This window comes from Flectobacillus sp. BAB-3569, assembly GCF_002270355.1.
Taxonomy (GTDB): Bacteria; Bacteroidota; Bacteroidia; order Cytophagales; family Spirosomataceae; genus Flectobacillus; species Flectobacillus roseus.
This window is the reverse complement of the sequence record NZ_NJFZ01000020.1, coordinates 117962-139755: the sequence shown is the minus strand read 5'-3', so window position 1 is coordinate 139755 and position 21794 is coordinate 117962. Positions and strand designations below refer to the sequence as shown.

Below are 21794 nucleotides of genomic sequence, written 5' to 3'. Positions count from 1 at the left end.
CGGCAAAATGTTTTATCGTTTTATAAGAAATATATTTAAGCTTTTGCCTATTTCATAGAGCTTACAGGCTGCTGAAGATAAAATATTGACAATAAAAAATAATTCACAATTCACCACTCACAATTCACCACTTATCTATGTGAGCGATTTTTCAATGAAATACATATCTATTTCACCCTTGTGTTTTGCCTGAATTTTTCCTCGATGATGGCATGAAAAGTGATGCTGAACAAGTTGATAAGTATTGCCAGAAATATTGATTTTACCAACTTCACTTTTACTTTCCATGCGAGAGGCCGTGTTGACGGTATCGCCCCAAATATCGTAAGCAAACTTTTTGACACCAACAACTCCCGCGACCAGAGGACCAGAATGTATCCCAATTCTAATCTCGAAAAAGGGCTTTCCTAGTTCTTTTCGCTGTATTTCTCTTTTCTTCATAAATCCCAAAATATCCAAAGCTGCCCGAACCACTTCTACTGGATGTTGTGCATTGGGGATAGGAATCCCCCCAGCACAGAGATAGGCATCACCAATGGTTTTGATTTTTTCGATGGACGGGTATTTTTCAAGAATTAAATCAAAACCTCTGAAGCAATAGTCAATTTCTTCGATCAACTCTTGCGGTGAAAGTTGTTCACTGATTTGAGTAAAACCTTTAAAGTCGGTAAACATGACCGTTGCCAATTCGTAATATTGGGTAGTTGCAGTACCTTTTTCCTTTAATTCATCAACGAGTTCGGAAGGCAAAATGTTGAGTAATAATTCATCAGAACGTTGTTTTTCAACTTCGATGATTTCGTTTTTTTCTTCCAATTTTTGATTACTTCGCTTTTTGTTAAAATACAAAATCAAAAGAAAAAGCACTAATAGCAAAATGGCTGCAACAATCACCAACATCAGTTTTTGGACTACTTTCTGTTTTTCGAGAGCTAAATCTTGAATAGCTTTTTCTTGTCGTAAAATTTTAATTTTATCAGCTTGCTTGTCGAGTTGTCTTTGTTTTTTGAGAAGCATTGATTCTTTCTCCGAAATATCCCCACTGAGTTCATTAATAGTTTGTAAGGAAAGGGCTATTTCGCCTTTTGACTGCTCGACTTCAGCGTTTTTTTGTTCCAGTTCTAAGCGTTTTTTTTCAGCTTCTTCTTTTTGTAAAGCCAATTCTTCTTGGTCTTTTTTGAGTTCTTCTTCGGCTAAAAGTTGCTGTTTTTGTAGTTGTACAATATCATTGCCAATATGTTGATTGATTTCTTCCAACAAATCATTGGCCTTGTTACGTTGTTTTCGGGCAGTAGATTTGTTTCCCAGTTTGCCGTTGACCAATGAAAGTTGCAGATACGCAAAAGCCATCCCTTTTTTATAGTTAGCTTTTTCGCCCAAACTCAAGGCCTGATTGGCGTATGTCAATGATTCATTGAGATTATTTTCGAGCTCATATTCTTTCGAAAGATTCAAAAGAATATCAGTTTTTGGGATTTCTCGGGTCTCGGTTTGCAAGCGACTTTTCCAAAGTTCGATAGTTCTGTTTTGTGCCTTAGAAAATTGAGCCGATAAACTGAAAATAATAGCGTAGCAGCAGAAGAGCGTTTTAGTTTTCATAATTCGTTCGAAGTGTAGCTTAAATATACTAAAAGGAATTTTATATCAGCCTAAGAAATACGAAATTTGCACTTTAGATTATTTTCTCCAAACCTGCAACAACTATTATTTCATGAATCGTATCGATAGAGTAACCGCCATTTTGATTCAGCTTCAATCCAAAAAAGTGGTAAAGGCTCAAGAGCTTGCCGACAGGTTTGAGATTAGTCTCCGTACTGTTTACCGCGATATTCGTACGCTTGAGGAGGCAGGTGTGCCCATTATCGGCGAGGCTGGGATTGGATATAGCCTAATGGAAGGGTATAGATTGCCACCTGTGATGTTTACCAAAGAAGAGGCTACCGCGTTTTTGACGGCCGAAAAATTGGTGGAAAAACTTACCGATGAACAAACTCGAAATACCTATCAGTCGGCACTTTTTAAGGTAAAAGCAGTCTTGAAAATGACGGAAAAAGATTATCTCGATACGATTTCGAATCATATCGAGGTATTGGACAATCCCTATCTTCCGAAGCATCATGATGAAAGCAGTCATATCCAAACTTTACTCCAAAGTATAGCCGAAAAGCGTTGTGTAGAAATGCTTTATTTTGCCAATCATAGTCAAGTTGATAGTCAGCGAATTATTGAACCCGTCGGGATATTCTTGCAGGCTACTGCTTGGTATTTGATAGCGTATTGTCATTTAAGAAAAGATTATAGACATTTCAGAATTGATAGAGTAAAGGAATTGAAGCAGACGAATTCGAGTTTTTCGAGCGAACATCCTTCATTACAAACCTATTTGCCCAAGTTTAGTCAACGAGAAAATCTGACTTTAGTGAAGATTTTGGTACAAAAAAATGCACTACGTTACTTTGGTGACCAGAAATATTACAATGGTTTTGTCGACCAAAAAGATCGGGGCGATAAAGTAGAAATGACATTTCTAACGGCTTCTGTCAGAGGTTTTGCGCATTGGTTTTTGAACTTTGGCGAATATGCCGAAATCCTAGAGCCACTTGAACTTAAAGGTATGGTGAAAGGTATTGTTTTGAAAATTTTGGAAAAATTATAGAAATGGTAAAAAAAGTGACAACCCTACTGACATAGGGCTGTCACTTTGGGTTTGTTATTTTGTACTGTTCTCAATCATGAGTAGTAAGACGTTATTAGTTAATTGTCTGATTACTGGACAAAATGAATAAAAGCGAGAAAAAAGTTGTTGAGAATATGTGAAAACCCAACAACAACTTTTAGTCTCGCTTTTGGACAAATTTAAGACTGATTTACCCAAAAGCCAACAAACTTTGTTAAAAACCTTGTTTGTTATTATTTGTAGTATCATTGTTAAAGAAAACGTAAATCTCAACAAACTTAAAAATCAAGTTGGTGTGATTACGGATAAGAAAGATACCTTAGCTAATTCTCATTACCGCCGCCTAACTCGTTTTTTTGATACTCCATTTTGTAAGTATCAACTTTGGAAAATGATTCTTAAAACGGTAATACAGCAAGTAATTTCTACTTTGGACAAGCGTAGTATGTCGAAGTATTTACTACTTGATGGTACTTCTTGGGAGTTTGGAAAAACCAAGTTTCATTTTTTGACATTAAGTATTGTTTATCAAGGAATTAGTCTGCCTATTTTCTTTATAAACTTAGCTAAAAAAGGGTGTTCCAATCATTTGGAGCGTAAGCGCTTTCTTCAAATGGCTAATTGTTTATATCCCTTAAAAGGGATGACTCTAATAGCAGACCGAGAATATGTAGGTCGTCAATGGTTTAATGACTTAATCGAAAAATTTGAACTCAACTTTGTTATTCGAATTTCAGAAACAGATTATAAACTCGATCTTCAATGTCAAGGAAAGTCTTATACTCAATTGCTTAAAAAAGCTAGAAAAGGGAAACTTGTTGAACAAACACTTATCCTAGGAAATCAAACATTAAGAATCATTGCTACAAAGAATCAAACACCTGAAAATCAGGGCGACTCTTTAATCATTCTTATAACAAATTTGTCGCTGAAAAGACAAAAAATTCTCGCTGTCTATAAGCTTAGGTGGCAAATTGAGTGCCTTTTTAAATGTCTCAAAAGCAACGGCTTTAATTTAGAAATGATAGCTTTCAAAGAAAATAAAAAGATTCGGTTGTTATTTTGCATTGTTATTGCCTGTTACGTTTTATGTGTCAGTGAAGGACTCAAAAACTTCAAACAAATCACTGTCAGACAAAAAGCGAATACCAAATATGAATCTATTTTTAGAAAGGGATATAGCCTAATTTCTAAACATTGTCAACAATTGGTACTTTTACTAGAATGGTGCCTTGAAAAATATAACACCAAGAAAATTAGACCTAAACCCGAAGAAAACAATTTTGTCCAGTAATCAGGTTAATTGTATATTGATTGATTTAAGTTATTCATAATCAAAAGGTTATGTTTAAAATACAACTCGCATATACTATTAATTTAATCTTTCCTATTACTCAAACAAAATAAATAAATAAACCTTAAAACCATGACCGTATTAGCAGCACTTCAGCAAGAGCTTGAAAATGAAGCAAAAACAACTCGTAAAATGTTGAGCATCGTCCCAGCCGACCAACTAGACTGGCAACCTCATCCCAAAAGTATGACCTTAAGAAGTTTGTCGATTCATGTGGCCGAACTACCAACTTGGGTTCGCATGATATTGGAGACAGATGAATTAGATTTTGAAAAAATCCCTACACTTTACCAAACCTAAATACCACTGAAGCCTTGGTGGAGTTTTTTGAAAAAACTTGATCGATTGTCGTGATGCCCTAGCAACTGCCGACGAAAGTACTTTTGACAAAGCATGGACTTTACGAGCAGGCGAAACCATTTACAGTTCCGATCCGAAGGTAGAGGTAATTCGAATGACATTTTCACAAATTATTCATCATAGAGCACAATTGGGTGTATTTTTAAGATTGTTAAACATTCCAATCCCAGGAAGTTATGGTCCTAGTGCCGACGATATGAGTTTTGCTTAACAATTATCAATATTTTGAATAATAAGGATACCAATCTTTGGATTAGTATCCTTTCTTTCTTTTATTTGTGTAGTTATAATTGACGTATAAAGGTGATTGTCGAGAAAAAAGGCATTTCGTTTTTTTGGGCAATTCAGCAGTAATAAATCTATCATTGATAGACATATTCTTTCTTCTTTTCATGCCATACTCAAATAACAACTTTGACACATAGCCATATGAAGTTTGTGGTTATTAAACCAAACAAAGTCAATTTTAAATCATTCCAACCATTACGCCATCCCCAACAAAGGTAGTTACCCAAGCATTGCAAAGAGCTTTTACACTAATCCGCCTATTTAGTTAATTTTAGTTTTGCCAATCAAAAAAGAGACCAGAATACGTAACTGTAGTTTTACCTCCCAACAATTTGAATCGAAATATCATGATTTGACGCTAATTCCGTACATTCGTACCTTCTTACAAAATCATTTATTAGAACCCACGATAACCTATGACGCATACCGTTCAGAGCAAAGAAACCCTCTACAGCATTGCTAAAAAATATGGCTTGACCGTTGAACAGATTATTTCACTCAATAACCTCGTTTCTACGAATCTTAAAATAGGTCAGAATTTACTAGTGTCATTGCCAACGCCAATTACACCTAACAAACCTACTACGACAGTTAAGTCAATCTACGAAAAGCGAAAAATTTTTGTTGTGGAGAAGCTTCCCAAAGTGGGCTATAATACTTTTACTATAACCTATCCCACTCCAGCAGGAGTGCAAAAAACAGGTATATTCAGAGATAATTACCCTTCGCCCAACAGGGTAAACTCCAACGGCGTAAGTTATGCTGGAAAAAATGCCTTTGAGACGAATACTAGCTATTTTCAAGATTTGTGTCCACAGCCATTTTATTTGGAGGTTTTACATCATATCGCCAAGAACGAAGGTTGTTTTGATGCTGTCAATAGTTATGACAAAGCCATTTTTTCATTTGGTTTTTTGCAATTTACGGGTGCACAAGCTTCAGGCTCGATTTTGTCGCAAGTCCTTAATCGATTCAAACAACGAGATGAATATGCCTTCAATGACTGCTTTGGTCAGTATGGCATGGATATAATAGCAGGAGCCAAACCTGTTTTTAGAGTTGAAACGACTAAAGGTATCTTGGAAAATGATGTTGCGTATATGGAGGTAGCGAATAATCTATCGTTGACAGGAGCCTTTATTGCTAGTAGTTATAGACGCAGTATGGTGAGAGCACAAGTAGAATTAGCTTTGGAGGAATACGTCATGAAGGCGGTAGCGCCTACAGTAAAAATCAATGTAAATGGCGTGTTGATAGCGCTTAATGAAATTCTCAAAACAGAAGGAGGGTTTGCAATTCGCATCGATTTGGCTGTTAATCGTGGTCTTACTGGGTCATTAGCTCCCATTCAGGCGGCTATTAATCAGGTAGCGAAAGAGGCTAAGCTTTCTACCAGTATGCAATTAGCCAAAATCAACGAGCGTAGAGTGGTGGAAGTATTGGCACAAAATGAGCCAGATGCTTTGAAGAAGCAAAGAATCTTGAAATTGCTAGACGGTTCATTTAGTTTTTGGAAATAAACCATTATAAGAATTGCGGATTTTGGATTTCTGATTTCGGAAATAAAGTAAAATACCTCTATTTTTTACAAAACATAGAAGCTTACACTTCCGAAATCCAACATCCTATATCCGGAATAGACAGTTTTAGAATTCTTCGTACAGGTCTAATTGTTGATTAAATATTTCCGAAATCAGCAATCCAAAATCTCAAATCAGAAATGGTATGATAATTCAATGCTATTACCCGTGCCAGCAGTGCCTTTTACTCAGTTATGAACCTAGACTTTATTTTCTGCATAGTATTTGTTTAATTTCGAATATCAACCGAACCTTTTAATGTATTGCACACAAAACTATGGCAACTTATACCGTACAACCCAAAGACACTCTTTACAGTATTGCGAAAAAATTTAACATTAGTGTAGACCAGTTGAAGCAATTTAACAATCTGTATGACAATAATATCTCTATTGGTCAGACGCTAAATGTTTCGTCAGGAGGAGGTTATACACCCTCATACAGCGATCCTGTGTATCCAAGCAATAACCCTGTTTACCCGAATACTGATCCAGTTTACCCAAATAACTCCACTCCAAATTATGGTAGTTATTCGTCAGGTGGAGGAAGTAGCTATTCAGGTTCAGGAAGTGGCGGCAGTATGGCATCAAGTATTTCGTCTTTTGTTGTAAGAAAAGATAATAAGGGTAGTTACAACAGTATTGTAATTTCTTATCCATCAAGTTATGGAACAGACACGACTGGCACAATGCGAGACAACTATCCTTCGCCTAATTTGGTAAACCCAAGAGGCGTTTCTTATTTCGGCAAATCGACATTTGATTCACAACGTTATCAATTTGAAGATTTGTTACCTAAGCCTTTTTACGCAGACGTTTTACATTTTATTGGAAAAAATGAAGGTTGTTTTGATGCGGTAAATAGTTATGATAAAGCTATTTTCTCATTTGGTTTTATTCAGTTTACAGGTGCTTCGGCGAGTGGTTCTATTTTGAGTAAAGTACTACAAAGAATGAAGCAAAACAATAGTGATGCTTTCTATAATTCTTTTGGCAAGTTTGGTGTAGATGTTTCGGGTTATGGAGCCCCAGTCGTAAGTGTCAGAGGCGCTTCGGGTGATGCAGCCTTTACCACGGTCGCCAATGATTTGCAATTGACAGGAGTATTTATCGCGGCGGGTTTTGAAAGAGAAATGATACGAGCACAGATTCAAATCGCGCAGGAGGAGTACATGAATAAAGCACTTTCTGATGCTACAGGAATTGGAATATTTGGTCAGCAAGTTCCTTTAAATCGTATTTTGTTTTCAGAAGGAGGCATTGCTCTTCGTGTAGATTTGGCTGTGAATAGAGGTCTATCTGGTTCTTTGGCTGTACTTCAAAAAGCGGTTACTCAAGCAGCTAGTTCGCAAGGAATTTATTCAGCCTCTGGATTAGGTTCTATCGATGAAAGAAGTGTCGTGCAGGCGGTCATCAACAACGATGTGGAGCAATGGAAAAAAGACCGAACACAAAAACTTTTGAATAGCAGTTTTAGCTTCGATAAATATTACGGATAGAGAATTTGTAGTGTACGAAGGAATGTAAAACCCATCCATTTCATATATCTGATGTTGGATTTCGGAAGTGTAAGCTTCCATATTTTGTAAAAAATAAAGGGATTTGGCTTTATTTCCGAAATCAGAAATCCCCAATCCGCCTTGAAAAATGAATTGTATTTTTTGAGGAAATGCTGAATTATTTCCAGAAAAAAAGATAGATAAAGGTAGCGTTGATTAGAATACAGTAAATGTGTCTTATTGACGCTATTTGAGTTTAAAATTCTTTGTTTCGGTCAAAAGAGAGGCATTTCGGTAAGATATAACCACTTAGCGAAGGGTATAGAAAAAAAAGCGAGGCAAATTCAAAAATACAAGTCTTAATTGCTAGTATATATCCGCTAGATTTTGTACTTTTGCGGAAAATTTTAAAATTGGGTATTAACGATTGCAAACAGATCCAACAATAATCAGTACTTCGCAAAAGCAAGGCGTTGTACCCCCACAAAAAATGGCTTCCATAAATCAAGTTAAAATTTTCGCAGGGACTTCTTCTGAATATTTAGCAAAAGAAATCGCTCAGTATTTCGGTAAAGAATTAGGTTCAACTACAATTCAAAGATTTTCAGACGGTGAGATTTCTCCAAGTTTTGATGAATCAATCAGAGGTTGTGATGTTTTCTTGATTCAATCAACTTTTCCACCAGCTGATAATTTGTTGGAATTGTTATTGATGATTGATGCGGCTCGTCGTGCTTCGGCGCACTATGTAACAGTGGTAATTCCATACTTCGGTTACTCTCGCCAAGACCGTAAAGACAAGCCAAGAGTAGGTATTGGTGCAAAATTAATTGCAAATCTTTTGACTGCCGCTGGTGCTGACCGTTTGATGACCGTTGACCTACATGCTGGACAAATTCAAGGATTTTTCGATTTTCCTGTAGATCATTTGGAAGGAACAGCTATCTTTGTACCTTATTTGAAATCATTAGGCTTAGATAACATTTTGTTTGCCTCTCCAGACGTAGGTGGTGTAGTTCGTACTCGTAACATTGCGAAGTTCTTCAACGCTGAAATGGTTATTTGTGACAAACACCGTAAACGTGCCAACGAAGTTGCTTCAATGCAGTTGATCGGAGATGTAACAGGTGCAGACGTAGTATTAGTCGATGACTTGATTGATACAGGTGGAACGATGTGTAAAGCCGCACAGTTGATTATGGACAAAGGTGCCAAATCAGTAAGAGCTATCGTTACTCACGCAGTATTATCTGGCAATGCTTACGAAAATATCAGTAATTCAGTGCTTACAGAGCTAGTGGTAACCAATACCATTCCTGTAAAACCTGGTTGTGATAAAATTAAAGTTCTCTCAGTAGCTCAATTGTTTGCTAAAGCTATTGGAAGAATCCGTGACCACGAGTCTATCAGTTCACTTTTCATAAAACAATAATTACTTAAACAGTTACTAGAAGATAGCAGTTCGCGAAAGGCTAGTAACACAAAAATCACTCAAATGAGAAAGATTGAAGTTGTAGGTTTCAAAAGAGAAACTTTAGGTACAAAATCAGCGAAAGATTTACGTAACGAAGCATTAGTTCCATGTGTATTGTACGGTGGAAAAGATGTAGTTCACTTCGCTGTTCCAATGATTTTGTTCCGTGAATTAATTTACACTCCAGAAGTTGCTGAAGTTGAATTAAACATTGAAGGAGAAATCCGTCGTGCAATCTTACAAGATTCACAATTCCACCCAGTTAACGAAACTATTTTGAACGTTGACTTCTTGGAAATCGTTGATGGCAAAGCTATCAAAATTGACGTTCCAGTGAAAATCGTTGGTAACGCTCCAGGTGTACAAAAAGGGGGTAAAATGGTTCAGAAACTTCGCAAAGTTACTTTGAAAGGTTTAGCTGAAAACATTCCTGATTTTGTTGAAGCAGATATTACAGGTTTGGACTTGGGACAAACTATCAAAGTTAGCAAATTGAAAGTTGAAGGTGTTTCTATCTTGAACAACCCAACTAACCCAGTTGCAACTATCGATATCCCACGTGCATTGAGAGGAAAAATCAACTCTTAATTTTCACAAATCCACTACTGATAGATGACCGCTCTGTAATTTACAGAGCGGTTTTTTTATGTCAATACTTTAAATTCTTAGAATCGAATTTTTTAGGCAAGCACAAAGGACAATTCATCACTCAAAACTCATCACTCAGATTACACTTGCTTTTTATAGGTCCAAATGGCTAATCCATTGAATACGATGGCGAAACTCAATATGGCAAAAATATGGGTTCTTATTTCGTAAAGCCCTGATCCTTTGATGACTACCATTCGCATGACATCAATGAAATAGGCGACGGGATTAAACTTGGTCATAATTTTAGCCCAGTTAGGCATTCCGTCAATGGAAGTATATAGTCCACCCATCAAAACAAAAACCATTATCATAAAAAAGGCAAAAAACATGGCTTGTTGTTGTGTGTCAGAGAAATTAGACATAAGTAAGCCAAGTCCTAAAACTGCCAAAAGGAAAATAGCAGTAAAACCAAAAATCACGAGTAGGCTCCCAACAGGAACTATACCAAATACTACTCTGCTGACGGTCAGACCAATGGCTGTAACAATCAAGCCAAGCACCCAGAAAGGAATCAGTTTTCCCAAGATAAAATGATGTTTTTTGATCGGTGTAACGTTGATTTGCTCAATCGTTCCTGCTTCTTTTTCCTTAACAATATTCAATGCTGTAAGGAAACTCCCAACCATGGTAACTAAAATAACCAAAATCCCAGGAACCATAAATAGCTGGTAATTCATACGGGTGTTGTACCAAAAACGAGGAACAATATCCAACAAAGGCATAGGGTTCATTCTTGGAAAAGTAACCCAATCCGTACGCACATCCTGATTAAAATCTTTGATAATGGAGTTGAGATACGCTCCACCCATATTGCCTTTTGTGCCATTTACGGCATTGATGGCAAGTAATAATTTGGCCTCATTTTCCTTGATTAAAGTTCTTTCAAAATGCGCTGGAATTTCGATGATTACATCAGAATCGTTTTGTTCGACACTTTTGAGAGCTTTTTTGTAAGAGTCTGTATTTTCCACTAATCTGAAATATCCTGATCCAATAATTTTTTGAACCAGCTGTCTCGAATAACTTGAGTGATCGTGGTCAACCACAGCAATATTCACGTTTTTTACCTCATAATCGGCAGCTATGGGCAGTACAATCAGCTGGATGATGGGCATCACGAAAATGATACGAATAATCGATGAGTTACGAAATATCTGCCGAAACTCTTTTTCTAGTAAAAAAAGTAGTGTTTTCATAATTGCTTGGGAATGGTTATCAAAGAGGGACAAAGTGACAGAGGCACAAAGGCACAAAGTGTTTTTTTAGGCGCTTTGAGTAACTGTGCTACAATCATCAAAACACTTTGCTACTTTGTGCCTTTACCACTTTGTCACTTCTCATTATTCCAACCTCGTTTTGTAATTTTTTAAAGCTATTAACACAAAACCTATCGTCATTGCTACCAAAATAAGGCTTTCTTTTAGGACACTCTTGAAGCCTAGGCCTTTTATCATCACGTCCCTAACAATGAAAAAATACCATTTTGAGGGAATCAAATTTGAGATAAATTGCATCGGTTTGGGCATATTTTCGATAGGAAACATAAAGCCACTGAAAATCAAGGTGGGTAATAGTAACACCATTAAAGAGGCCAACATAGCTACCTGCTGCGAATTGGTGATCGTCGAAATGAATAAACCCAGTGCCAAAGCCGCAAAAATAAAAAGCATACTTTCGCCCAAAAGAAGTAGTAAACTGCCTTGAATAGGAACATCGAGGAGGTTTACGCTCAAAATTAGGATGGTACTTACATTGATAAATGATAGTAAAACATAAGGGATTGCCTTGGTAACAATGACCAAAATAGGAGGGACTGGCGATACCAAAAGTACTTCCATTGTCCCAAGTTCTTTCTCTCTAACAATGGCAATGGAAGTCATCATGGCCGAAATAAGGAGCAAAATCATCGCCATAACGCCAGGCACAAAGTTGTATGCACCTTTGAGTTGTGGATTATACAACATACGAATTTCTGGCTGAATGGTATAGGGTAAAGTTTGTTCTCCTAGAATTTCGTCCTGATACGATTTCAAAATGGCACTAGCATAGTTGACCACAGTACTCGCAGTATTGGGGTCAGACGCGTCGGCTATTAACTGGATTGAAGCTGTATTTTGTTGAAAAAGCGAATGTCTGAAATTGGCAGGAAATACCACTGCTAATCGAATTTTTCCTTCCTTAAAGGCTTGGTCAATTTGCTTAGGATTACTAAAATTGGCTTCTACATCAAAATACCTACTGGCATCAAGCTCTTGAATAATTTGTTGACTAGCTTGATCTTTTGAGTAATCCAAAATACCAATGCGGGAGTCTTTCACTTCATTGGTTAAAGCGAAGCCAAAGAGGATAATCTGAACAATGGGCATCCCAAAAAGAATGATTAAGGTTCTAGTATCTCTTAGAATATGCTTGAATTCTTTGGTGATAAATGCTAAGAATAATTTCATGTTTGACTGATTTATTAGTGTTTTGATCAAACTTATTCACTCCTTTTAGCCTTACGAGCCAACTGGTGAAATACCTCATCCATAGAGTTGGCTTGAAACTGCTTTTTGAGATTTTTAGGAGTATCAAGTGCCTCTATTTTTCCGTCTACCATGATTGACACTCTATTGCAATATTCGGCTTCGTCCATGTAGTGTGTGGTGACAAAAATAGTCACGCCACGATTGGAGGCTTCATAGATTAAATCCCAAAACTGACGACGTGTCACTGGGTCGACTCCACCTGTTGGTTCATCCAAAAATACAATTTTGGGATTGTGTAATATCGCAATCGAAAATGATAGTTTTTGTCGCCAACCCAATGGGAGTGAAGAGACTAATTTGTCTGCTTCTGATTCAAAACCCAATGTTTTGAGCAAAATATCAGTCTTTTCTTTAATAGTTTTACGATCTAAACCATAAATTCCACCGAAAAATCGAATGTTTTCACGAATAGTCAAATCTTCATAAAGTGAAAATTTTTGACTCATATAACCGATATTTTTTTGATGTCTTCTGTTTGAGAATACACATCAAAACCAGCCACTTTTGCTTCGCCTCCGCTTGGTTTGGATATACCAATGAGAATTTTCATGGCTGTCGTTTTTCCTGCCCCATTGGCTCCCAAAAAACCAAATATTTCGCCCTTATAAACTTCAAAAGTAATGGCGTTGGTGGCGATAAAATCCCCAAATCGTTTGGTAAGTCCTTGAGCCTGAATGACTATTTCTTTATTTTCCATGTTTTACACATTTTATTTCTTGAAAGCATCAGGACAAAGCCATAAAGCAATCCTCAATGGTAGCCGTAATTTCTTGGATTTGGAAAGGTTCTTTGTAATGCTTTTGTACGTAATTACAAAAATCTTCATAATCCTTCTCATCGTTTTTGAGCGTCAAGTGATGACTTTCTCCAAAACCAAAACAGGTATGGGTGTTTGGAAATGCCCGTGCCACCTGTAACAAAGCATACATATTGGAGGCATGAATAGACCAGATTTTTTTGGATATTTCTCAATAATGCCTTCTGGAGTATCAATATCCAATATCTTTCCTTTTTGCATCAAAGCAACTCTATCGCATAAACTGGCTTCGTCCATATAGGGTGTCGAAACCAATATCGTAATACCTTCCGATTTGAGGTATTTCAGCATTTCCCAAAACTCTTTTCTCGAAACTGGGTCAACCCCTGTAGTAGGTTCATCCAAAAACAATACACTTGGCTCGTGAATCAAGGCGCAGCATAAGGCTAACTTTTGCTTCATTCCGCCAGATAATTTGCCAGCTTTGCGAGTTTTGAAAGGTTCAAGTTGCTGGTAAATATCTTTGATAAGGTGATAGTTTTGTTCTATAGTAGTCCCAAAAACATGTGCAAAAAGTTGAGATTTTCCTCTACACTCAAATCTTGATACAGGGAAAACTTCCCTGGCATATAACCTACTCTTTTTCGAATCGCTTTATAATCCTTCTTCACATCGAGCGAATCGACGCTTGCCTCGCCAGATTCGGCCAATAGAAGGGTCGCAAGTATCCTAAAAAGTGTGGTTTTTCCTGCACCATCTGGGCCAATTAGTCCAAATAACTCTGATTGTTTGACCTCAAAAGAAATGTCTTCCAATGCCTTGATTTTGCCTTTTTCGAATGATTTAAAAAGGCTATTTGCGATAATTGCATTCATTGCGATTGGGGTTAAAATATCACTTCGCCATACATACCAATTTTCAATGCTCCCGTGTTTTTGACATGGATTTTTACGGCATAAACAAGGTTTGCTCGTTCCTCTTTCGTTTGAATTGTTTTTGGCGTAAATTCTGCCTTTGAAGCAATCCAATACACTTTTCCTTGTAATGTGTCTGAAAGTCCTTCAGCTTTGTCGATAAGCACTTTTACTGGTTGATTGAGCTGAACCTTAGTCAATTGATTACCCGAAACATATACTTTTAAAGTCATTTCCGATAAATCTGCAATTTTGTAAAGTGCTTTTCCTGGAGCTGTAATTTCGTATTGTTCTGCATATTTGGTCAAAACAGTACCTCGAACAGGGTTGATAATTTCCCCACGCTTGATTTGGTCAGTCACTTGGTCGGCACGTTTTACTAGTGGAGTAAGTTCGCTGTTGATGCTACGATTTTGGATAGATACTTGCGTTTTTTGAGCGCTAATTTGGCTTTCTAGTACACTAATTTGTTTTTTGGTTAAAGCAATAGCTCCTTCTATATCGTCGAGTTGTTTACTTGGAACGGCCTCAGATTTCACCAAATTTGTCAAGCGTTGAAATTCTCTTTGTTGGATTCGAAGTTGCTCTTTTTGGACAGCTATTTGATTTTCCAATACTTTAATTTGTGCTGAAGCATCATTGAATTTCTGAGGTAAACTTTTGATACTTGCTTCAATTTGGGCTTCTTGTAGTTGTAAGTTTGCCACATCAATATTCCCAACCTTTTGAGCCAAACCCACAGTGTCTCCTTCTTCTAAATCCAGATGGAGAATTTTGCCTGCTACTTCTGAAGAAATAATGGTTTCGGTTGCTTCGAAAGTGCCTGTGGCATCCGAAGTTTGTTCATTTTTTTACAAGAAAAAATAAGCGTACTTAGAAGCGATATGAAGATAAATTGCTTTTTCATTTCAAATATAGGATTGTGCGAATTTCGCGGTTTGATACTAAAAATAGGATATTAAAGTCCTAAAGTGCTTTGATAATTGGCCTTCGCTAGTGCTTGTTGTAGGGTATGAATCAACTGATTTTCTTTGGCTTGTAATTCAGCCGAAAGGTCTGTTACATAGTCACTTGCGGTGATGATACCATTGTCGAGCTGAGCGCTAGAGGTTTTGGTGATTTTTTCTCTTAGAACAATAATTTTTTGGTCTAGCTCAATCATATTATCCAGTTTTTTGACTTCGGCATCCAACTGTTGTAAAGCAATATTTGTGTTTAATAAAAAGGCCTCTTGTTGCGCATCTACGTTTTTAGAAGAAATTAACAACTGAGTTTTTTCTTGCTTTTTGGTGTACAAACCTCCTAATGACCAATTGAATCGTAACCCTCCAATATAATATCCTTTAAAGTCATTTTCGAGCATATTCAGTGCTGGTCTACCGTATCCAGTTTGTAAGAATAGCCCAATTTTAGGCATATTTTTGGCATTAATGAGTTGTTCTTGAGTACTTAAAAGGTTGTGTTGTTCTTGAAAAAGCGTCAATTCAGAACGTTGAATTTTAGAGTCTTGACTCGTTGAAAGCTCTGGAGAGACTAACTGAACCGACGATAGGTCTTGGTTGATAAGCAGACCAAGGATCTTTTTCCCTAGTGATTCCTGAGATTTTACTTCACTGGTACGTTGCTCTAGCTTTAGAATTTCTACTTCGAGCTGATTCAAATTGGCTTGGGTACTTACGCCATTTTGGATACCAGCTTTAATTCTGTTGATTTTTGATTGCAACTCATTTTTGATAATATCTATCAATTTGAGCTGATTTTGGCTCAATAAAATGCTAAAATAACTCTGACTAACACGCTCTTTTAGTTTGTCGAGCTCAACGGCTAATTTTTGCTGCTCGGTCTGGGAAGCTGCCTTTTGCACTGAAATTTGAGCTTGAGTGATACCTCCATCGTACAAACTTTGTTTTACCTCAGCATATATTTTATACTGGTCTTTAGAAATTTGAGGAATATCAATATTGGGAATTTTGATAGGAACAGAAGTCACATCCGACTGATAGGTAGCCTGCCCGACAAGGTCAACTTGAGGTTTAAAATTACTTTTTAGTTGAGCGATTTGTTGCTCTAGACTTTCATTGATATATCCTTTTTGCTTGGCAATCGGATAATTTTGTTTGGCCAAAGTATAACACTGGCTCAAGGGAAGAACCTCTTGCGCTTGCGTGTGCTTGACAATCAAACAAATAAGGAGAATATAAAACGCTTTTCTCATGGTTTTAACTAAAATGTTTAACTATTTGGTTAAAAATCTATTTTTAAAAAAGTAACAAACAAGTAGAGTATTCTTTGGGCGGACTACTGATTTGTTACTTTGTTGAAAGAAAAGAACTTTTACAAAACGATAGAATGGTAGACCATCTCGTAAATTTCTTTTTTCCGTTGTTTTAATAGTTCTTGATACATTTCTTCGGGAACTTGCATCAACACTTTTTGAAAAATTGACCTTCCCATAAATGGAAAAACACACATTGAAACAATATTCATGAGTAAGTGTGCAGGATTAATAGGTCTGATTTGTTTGTTTTCAATCGCCTGAAAAATTTCCATAACCATTTTACCAATCATTGGCTTGAGTCCGTTTTCTTCAAAAGCACCCACGATAAGATTAGCATTTCTTGAGAGCTCGTTGGCCACAAAAAGCGGTAGTTCTTGGTTGGCCAGTAAAAAATCAAGATAGGCATCGATAAACGCCTGAATTTTTTCAAAAATGGGTTGCTCAGATTGAATAATGGTATTGAGATTGGGAATGAGTTTGCTTACAATTCCTGCAAATACTCTTTTGAATAATTGTTCCTTATTTCTAAAATAATAATGTAGTAAAGCTTTGTTAATGCCTGCGTTGTCCGCAATTTCCTGCATACGAGCGCCATCCCAGCCTTTTTCGATAAAAACCTTTCTCGCTGCAATTAAAATCTTTTCCTCTGTTGTTATCTCTACTTCCATTTTATCAAAAGGTTTAACCATTTGGTTAAATATGATTCAAAGGAATAATATACCTTTGATAAAAGCAAGAAATTAGCAGAATAAATCTTGGGATTTTTTTCAAGACAACAGTACATTACAAATAAGCAACAACATTTGATTATCTTTGTTATTCAAGTAAAAATTCAATCGCACGTGATAAAGTATTTGAAGAGTATTGCCTACAATCCTACGAGTTTGACGATTATTTTGGGCGCCTTATTGCTGTTATGGCAGGAATTACAGGGAAGTTTGTCTATTTGGGTACAAATCTTTTTTGCCTTTGGTTTTGTATTTCTGATCGGAATTCCTCATCGAACTTTGGATATTTGGTTGGAACAAGAGATGTGTAAAAGAGAAGGAAAGGCGTACAAAAAATGGACTTTTTATGTTCGTTATCTTTTTGCTATCATACTTTTTGCCGCTTTATGGTGGTATTGGCCTACAGGGAGCGTGTTTTTATTTTTATTGATTACCGCTTGGCATATTGGAGAGTCTGATTTGAAATCGCCACAGGCAAATAATATGCTATGGACATTGACGCGTTACAGCTATGGAACGATGATTGTTTTATGGCTTTTTTTAGGTCATGGAAGTCAAGCTAGTATTTTGTGGGCGAGTATTACACGCCAAGATATGCTAATGATGCAAATTTGGTTGACATTAATCGCTTCAAAGGAGTTGATTATTGGCGTTGTTTGCCTTATTACGCTTTTTTTGTTGTTTTTAGCACAATATAAAAATCCATCAAGTTTTACTGTTAGAAAAGTTATATCCTTGGTAGTTATCTTGGTATTGTGCGAATATCTGCCCTTGTTACCGGCATTGGCATTATATTTTGGTGGCTGGCATGCTGTAAATGCATTTTCTGATGCGCATCGCTATTTTTTGCCTGAGGGACGTAGTATCAATTCAGCTTTTCAGCTATGGTTACATGCCATGCCGATTACGCTTATTGCTGTGGTAATGACTTTGGGCTACGCGTATTTCTGGGCTGCCTTTGCCAAAAGTATGAATCCCATTCCGATGATGTATTTGTTGGTGATGTGTACGACTTTCCCGCATCAATGGCTCATAGGACATATCAACCGCGAGAAGATTTCTTAAAAAAAGTTAAATATTTACAAATCGAAGCCCCAAAAATCAAATTTGGGGCTTTGGTGTTTTTGGTAAAGACCTAAAGAACGATTTAGTTTGTTATCTGAAAAAATGTACTTTAGTAGTCTTAACTCATTTTATACCACTTCACCATGATTGCAATACTCATCATCGGAATCACCCTAGTATTCACCTATCAAGGGTTTCGTGACTTTTTGTTTTTTGATAAATATAAATTTCACGTTTTTCCAGTACTATTACAAAAGGACTATAAACGCCTGTTGACCTCAGGATTTCTGCATGTGGACTGGCTACATTTCTTTTTTAATATGTACAGTTTGTATGTATTTTCAGGACTGACGATTAATATTTTTGGAGAAGCGAAATTTCTCATTCTTTATTTGGGAAGCATTGTTGGGGGCAACCTTATTTCTGTATTGATTCATAGAAAAGACGATGGGTACACCTCGGTGGGCGCCTCTGGTGGGGTGTTTGGAATTATGTTTGCTTCTATTGCAGTATTTCCAGATATGGGTCTAAGAATTATGTTTATTCCTATCTCATTGCCAGCGTGGATATTTGGCTTACTTTACTTAGGAGTGTCCATTTATGGCATCAAATCTAATAAAGACAATATTGGGCACGATGCACATTTAGGTGGAGCTATCATCGGTATGCTATTAGCCATTCTGTTTATTCCCGAAATTTTACAGGAAAATTTGTGGGTTATATTACTGTTGTTAATCCCATCTTTGGTGTTTATCTATATCATTGTGACTCGTCCATATATGTTATTGATTGATAATTTTTATTTCAAAAATAACCAACAACAAGATACCATTGACGAAAGATACAATGCCAATAAAGTCAAGAAACAGCATGAAATAGATGAAATTTTGGATAAAATAGCTTCCAAAGGAATAGATAGCTTGAGCACCAGTGAAAAGGCTGCCTTGGAAGAATATTCAAAAAGAATGAATTAGGAAAGGGAGGATATTTAGGATTATTTCATCTAAGAAAAAGGAGGTTATTAGTTAATAGTGAATCAGTTATCGGAATGCACTCATTATCAGATGAGTATAATCAGTAAATCTCTCAAATATATTGTTTATTTCATCTTTCTTACCCCTAAATACTAGTCATCCCTGATTTTATGACTAGTTTAAAATTGGTATTCCAGCAGTAGAGACGCAATGCTTGCGTCTTAAGCCAAGTAAAATGTAGCATGATTGTATAAAAAAAGCGCTCGGAAAATAAATTTCTGAGCGCTTTTTAAATGAAATAATTATCAAAATTTAACCCTTGTTAGAAGTTGAAATCTTCACAACTTTTGCTGCAGTTTTTTCAATTTTTTGTAATTCTTTTTGCCCAACTGAAGCATCAGATTTTACTGCGATATATGGTGCAATTACCAAAGAAACAATCGACATCAATTTAATCAAAATGTTCATCGATGGACCAGAAGTATCTTTGAATGGGTCACCAACGGTATCACCAGTTACTGAAGCTTTGTGTGGTTCAGATTTTTTGTAATAGGTTACACCATCGATTTGAACCCCTTTTTCAAATGATTTTTTGGCATTGTCCCAAGCTCCACCTGCATTCGACTGGAACATACCCATCAAAACACCCGATACTGTTACACCTGCCAACATACCTCCTAATACCTCAGGACCAAAAGTAAAACCAACCAATACGGGAGAAATCAAGGCAATAGCACCAGGCAATATCATTTGTCGAATTGAAGCTTGTGTAGAAATAGCCACACATTTTTCGTATTCTGGTTCAGCTTTGTATTCCATAATGCCTGGGATTTCACGGAACTGACGACGTACTTCGTTTACCATTTCCATTGCAGCTTTACCTACCGCAGAAATACACAAAGCACTAAAAATGAATGGAATCATACCGCCGACAAATAAGCCAGCCAAAACATCAGCTTTATAAATATCAATAGCCTTGATACCTGCAATACCAACAAATGCGGCAAAGAGAGCCAATGAAGTTAATGCAGCAGAAGCAATAGCAAAGCCTTTTCCAGTGGCAGCAGTTGTGTTACCTACAGCATCCAAATTATCGGTACGACCACGTACTTCTGAGGGCAGTTGAGACATTTCGGCGATACCACCAGCGTTATCGGCAATTGGACCAAACGCATCGATTGCCAATTGCATCGCTGTAGTTGCCATCATACCTGCTGCTGCAATAGATACACCGTATAAGCCTGCAAATTTATATGAAAAGATAATCCCTGCTGCCAATACAAGAATCGGCAATACTGTAGATTCCATACCTACTGCCAATCCACCGATGATATTGGTGGCGTGTCCAGTTCCTGATTTTTCAATGATTGACAATACAGGACGTTTGCCCATTGCAGTGTAATATTCGGTAATAGCAGACATTAGAGCGCCAACTATTAAACCAACAATGATGGCAAGGAATACACCATTTGAGGTAAACTCAAATCCACGTAAATTGAGGGTATCAGGTAATAAATGATGTACTAAGAAATAAGAAGATACGAAAGTAATAGCAATCGAAAGCCAGTTGCCTAGGTTCAATGCATTTTGAACAGAAGCAGTTTCGCTAGAAATTCTTACAAAAAAGGTAGATACCAAAGATGCCAAAAGTCCAACACCTGCAATCAACATCGGCAAAATGACAGGAGAAAAACCACCTACATTATCGGTCACTTGGATTTCTTGACCCAAAACCATGGTTGCCAGAATAGTAGCCACATAAGAACCAAATAAATCGGCACCCATACCAGCCACGTCACCTACATTATCGCCTACGTTATCGGCAATCGTAGCGGGGTTACGTACGTCGTCTTCAGGAATACCAGCTTCTACTTTACCCACTAAGTCAGCGCCCACATCGGCTGCTTTTGTGTAGATCCCACCACCCACACGAGCAAATAATGCAATAGATTCAGCACCAAGTGAAAAGCCTGCTAGTACTTCAATTGCCTTTTTCATTTCTACAGAAGTAAGCTCATGACCTGCGGCAAACATTTGATAAAATACGATAAATAAACCACCCAGACCAAGAATCGCTAAGCCTGCAACACCCATACCCATTACCGAACCACCAGTGAAAGACACCTCTAAAGCTTTTGCTAATGAAGTACGAGCAGCTTGAGCTGTTCTCACATTGGCCTTGGTTGCCACTCTCATTCCGATATAACCCGCAGTGGCTGAAAATACCGCCCCAATCAAAAAGGCTAAAGCAATTACTGGTGAAGAATGAATAGGGTGGTCTGGTGTTCCTTCGTCAGAACCTAGCCAAAAGAGTAGGATAGCCGTCGGAATTGCAAAATAGGCTAGAATTTTCCATTCGGCTTTCAGAAAAGCAATAGCTCCGTCGGCAATATATCCTGAGAGTTTTTGCATGTTTTCGTCACCCGTTGGTTGATTCGAAACCCAGTTAAAACGCCAAAATGTGTACAACAAGCCAACGAGACCCAGAGCAGGAACTAAATAAATAATGTCATTCATAAGAGTTAAATAGTTTGGTTGGTTAAAATGTTGAGTAAATGAGATTTATAAGAACACTTACGTTCGTGTTTGGGCAAAATGCCCTACTATGCAAATATAATTTTTGCTTTGATATAAAAAAATTATTCCAAGATTTTATTGTATTTATTCT

Annotated in this window: 20 protein-coding genes and 1 pseudogene; 10 read left to right on the top strand and 11 right to left on the bottom strand. The window is 37.0% G+C overall.

What is annotated here, in order from left to right:
• Positions 1 to 135 precede the first annotated feature (135 nt).
• Positions 136 to 1599, bottom strand: coding sequence for an adenylate/guanylate cyclase domain-containing protein (locus tag BWI92_RS18640; protein ID WP_095165514.1), 1464 nt, complete (start codon positions 1597 to 1599; stop codon positions 136 to 138).
• A 112-nt stretch (positions 1600 to 1711) separates the two neighbouring features.
• Between BWI92_RS18640 and BWI92_RS18635 the strand changes: the two genes are divergently transcribed.
• From BWI92_RS18635 to BWI92_RS18605, 8 genes are all read left to right on the top strand, one after another.
• Complete coding sequence (locus tag BWI92_RS18635; protein WP_095165512.1) at positions 1712 to 2656, top strand: YafY family protein; 945 nt, start codon at positions 1712 to 1714, stop codon at positions 2654 to 2656.
• A gap of 157 nt (positions 2657 to 2813) precedes the next feature.
• Positions 2814 to 3971, top strand: coding sequence for a transposase (locus BWI92_RS18630; protein ID WP_095165510.1), 1158 nt, complete (start codon positions 2814 to 2816; stop codon positions 3969 to 3971).
• 132 nt (positions 3972 to 4103) lie between these two features.
• On the top strand, positions 4104 to 4331 hold the full coding sequence (locus BWI92_RS28745) for a hypothetical protein (RefSeq protein WP_310588933.1): 228 nt from the start codon (positions 4104 to 4106) through the stop codon (positions 4329 to 4331).
• Between the two features lie 37 nt (positions 4332 to 4368).
• Entirely contained in the window at positions 4369 to 4602 is a 234-nt protein-coding gene (locus BWI92_RS28740; RefSeq protein WP_310588932.1) for a hypothetical protein, read from the top strand.
• Positions 4603 to 5095: 493 nt separating this feature from the next.
• Positions 5096 to 6199, top strand: coding sequence for a LysM domain-containing protein (locus BWI92_RS18620; RefSeq protein ID WP_095165508.1), 1104 nt, complete (start codon positions 5096 to 5098; stop codon positions 6197 to 6199).
• 337 nt (positions 6200 to 6536) lie between these two features.
• Positions 6537 to 7757, top strand: coding sequence for a LysM peptidoglycan-binding domain-containing protein (locus tag BWI92_RS18615; protein WP_095165506.1), 1221 nt, complete (start codon positions 6537 to 6539; stop codon positions 7755 to 7757).
• A 490-nt stretch (positions 7758 to 8247) separates the two neighbouring features.
• Positions 8248 to 9189: a ribose-phosphate pyrophosphokinase gene (locus tag BWI92_RS18610; RefSeq protein WP_095165912.1), complete on the top strand. Its 942-nt coding sequence runs from the start codon at positions 8248 to 8250 to the stop codon at positions 9187 to 9189.
• Between the two features lie 63 nt (positions 9190 to 9252).
• On the top strand, positions 9253 to 9819 hold the full coding sequence (locus BWI92_RS18605) for a 50S ribosomal protein L25/general stress protein Ctc (protein WP_095165504.1): 567 nt from the start codon (positions 9253 to 9255) through the stop codon (positions 9817 to 9819).
• A 140-nt stretch (positions 9820 to 9959) separates the two neighbouring features.
• Here BWI92_RS18605 and BWI92_RS18600 read toward each other — a convergent pair whose 3' ends face one another.
• From BWI92_RS18600 to BWI92_RS18570, 9 genes and pseudogenes are all read right to left on the bottom strand, one after another.
• Positions 9960 to 11078, bottom strand: a complete 1119-nt coding sequence (locus BWI92_RS18600) for an ABC transporter permease (protein WP_095165502.1) — start codon at positions 11076 to 11078, stop codon at positions 9960 to 9962.
• 144 nt (positions 11079 to 11222) lie between these two features.
• Entirely contained in the window at positions 11223 to 12329 is a 1107-nt protein-coding gene (locus tag BWI92_RS18595; RefSeq protein WP_095165499.1) for an ABC transporter permease, read from the bottom strand.
• Between the two features lie 32 nt (positions 12330 to 12361).
• Complete coding sequence (locus tag BWI92_RS28315; RefSeq protein ID WP_229363370.1) at positions 12362 to 12688, bottom strand: AAA family ATPase; 327 nt, start codon at positions 12686 to 12688, stop codon at positions 12362 to 12364.
• Positions 12671 to 13107 (bottom strand): annotated as a pseudogene (locus BWI92_RS28310) (ABC transporter ATP-binding protein); the annotation flags it as partial. The gene BWI92_RS28315 and the pseudogene BWI92_RS28310, both read right to left, overlap by 18 nt.
• A gap of 153 nt (positions 13108 to 13260) precedes the next feature.
• Positions 13261 to 13629 (bottom strand): AAA family ATPase, encoded by a 369-nt coding sequence (locus BWI92_RS28305; protein ID WP_229363369.1) that lies wholly within the window; start codon positions 13627 to 13629, stop codon positions 13261 to 13263.
• A gap of 83 nt (positions 13630 to 13712) precedes the next feature.
• Positions 13713 to 14042 (bottom strand): ATP-binding cassette domain-containing protein, encoded by a 330-nt coding sequence (locus tag BWI92_RS28300; protein WP_255406836.1) that lies wholly within the window; start codon positions 14040 to 14042, stop codon positions 13713 to 13715.
• A gap of 11 nt (positions 14043 to 14053) precedes the next feature.
• Complete coding sequence (locus tag BWI92_RS18580; protein ID WP_229363309.1) at positions 14054 to 14821, bottom strand: HlyD family efflux transporter periplasmic adaptor subunit; 768 nt, start codon at positions 14819 to 14821, stop codon at positions 14054 to 14056.
• Positions 14822 to 15039: 218 nt separating this feature from the next.
• Positions 15040 to 16296 carry a TolC family protein gene (locus tag BWI92_RS18575; RefSeq protein ID WP_095165495.1) on the bottom strand — a complete coding sequence of 419 codons (1257 nt, stop codon included), beginning with the start codon at positions 16294 to 16296 and terminating at the stop codon, positions 15040 to 15042.
• Positions 16297 to 16415: 119 nt separating this feature from the next.
• The gene (locus BWI92_RS18570; RefSeq protein WP_176464478.1) at positions 16416 to 17027 is read right to left on the bottom strand and encodes a TetR/AcrR family transcriptional regulator; all 612 of its coding nucleotides are present in this window, start codon (positions 17025 to 17027) and stop codon (positions 16416 to 16418) included.
• Positions 17028 to 17201: 174 nt separating this feature from the next.
• On the opposite strand from BWI92_RS18570, the gene BWI92_RS18565 reads away from it, so the two are divergent.
• Positions 17202 to 18152: a Brp/Blh family beta-carotene 15,15'-dioxygenase gene (locus BWI92_RS18565; RefSeq protein WP_176464477.1), complete on the top strand. Its 951-nt coding sequence runs from the start codon at positions 17202 to 17204 to the stop codon at positions 18150 to 18152.
• Between the two features lie 143 nt (positions 18153 to 18295).
• Positions 18296 to 19126, top strand: coding sequence for a rhomboid family intramembrane serine protease (locus tag BWI92_RS18560; RefSeq protein WP_095165489.1), 831 nt, complete (start codon positions 18296 to 18298; stop codon positions 19124 to 19126).
• A 312-nt stretch (positions 19127 to 19438) separates the two neighbouring features.
• Here the strand turns inward: BWI92_RS18560 and BWI92_RS18555 are convergent, their stop codons facing one another.
• Complete coding sequence (locus tag BWI92_RS18555; RefSeq protein WP_095165486.1) at positions 19439 to 21643, bottom strand: sodium-translocating pyrophosphatase; 2205 nt, start codon at positions 21641 to 21643, stop codon at positions 19439 to 19441.
• Between the last annotated feature and the right edge of the window lie 151 nt (positions 21644 to 21794).

Bases quoted from the DNA above. Each gene is read 5' to 3' on its own strand.
- BWI92_RS18640 (WP_095165514.1), bottom strand. From the start codon at position 1,599: ATGAAAACTAAAACGCTCTTCTGCTGCTACGCTATTATTTTCAGTTTA.
- BWI92_RS18635 (WP_095165512.1), top strand. From the start codon at position 1,712: ATGAATCGTATCGATAGAGTAACCGCCATTTTGATTCAGCTTCAATCC.
- BWI92_RS28745 (WP_310588933.1), top strand. From the start codon at position 4,104: ATGACCGTATTAGCAGCACTTCAGCAAGAGCTTGAAAATGAAGCAAAA.
- BWI92_RS18620 (WP_095165508.1), top strand. From the start codon at position 5,096: ATGACGCATACCGTTCAGAGCAAAGAAACCCTCTACAGCATTGCTAAA.
- BWI92_RS18615 (WP_095165506.1), top strand. From the start codon at position 6,537: ATGGCAACTTATACCGTACAACCCAAAGACACTCTTTACAGTATTGCG.
- BWI92_RS18610 (WP_095165912.1), top strand. From the start codon at position 8,248: ATGGCTTCCATAAATCAAGTTAAAATTTTCGCAGGGACTTCTTCTGAA.
- BWI92_RS18605 (WP_095165504.1), top strand. From the start codon at position 9,253: ATGAGAAAGATTGAAGTTGTAGGTTTCAAAAGAGAAACTTTAGGTACA.
- BWI92_RS18600 (WP_095165502.1), bottom strand. From the start codon at position 11,078: ATGAAAACACTACTTTTTTTACTAGAAAAAGAGTTTCGGCAGATATTT.
- BWI92_RS18595 (WP_095165499.1), bottom strand. From the start codon at position 12,329: ATGAAATTATTCTTAGCATTTATCACCAAAGAATTCAAGCATATTCTA.
- BWI92_RS28305 (WP_229363369.1), bottom strand. From the start codon at position 13,629: ATGAAGCAAAAGTTAGCCTTATGCTGCGCCTTGATTCACGAGCCAAGT.
- BWI92_RS28300 (WP_255406836.1), bottom strand. From the start codon at position 14,042: ATGAATGCAATTATCGCAAATAGCCTTTTTAAATCATTCGAAAAAGGC.
- BWI92_RS18575 (WP_095165495.1), bottom strand. From the start codon at position 16,296: ATGAGAAAAGCGTTTTATATTCTCCTTATTTGTTTGATTGTCAAGCAC.
- BWI92_RS18570 (WP_176464478.1), bottom strand. From the start codon at position 17,027: ATGGAAGTAGAGATAACAACAGAGGAAAAGATTTTAATTGCAGCGAGA.
- BWI92_RS18560 (WP_095165489.1), top strand. From the start codon at position 18,296: ATGATTGCAATACTCATCATCGGAATCACCCTAGTATTCACCTATCAA.
- BWI92_RS18555 (WP_095165486.1), bottom strand. From the start codon at position 21,643: ATGAATGACATTATTTATTTAGTTCCTGCTCTGGGTCTCGTTGGCTTG.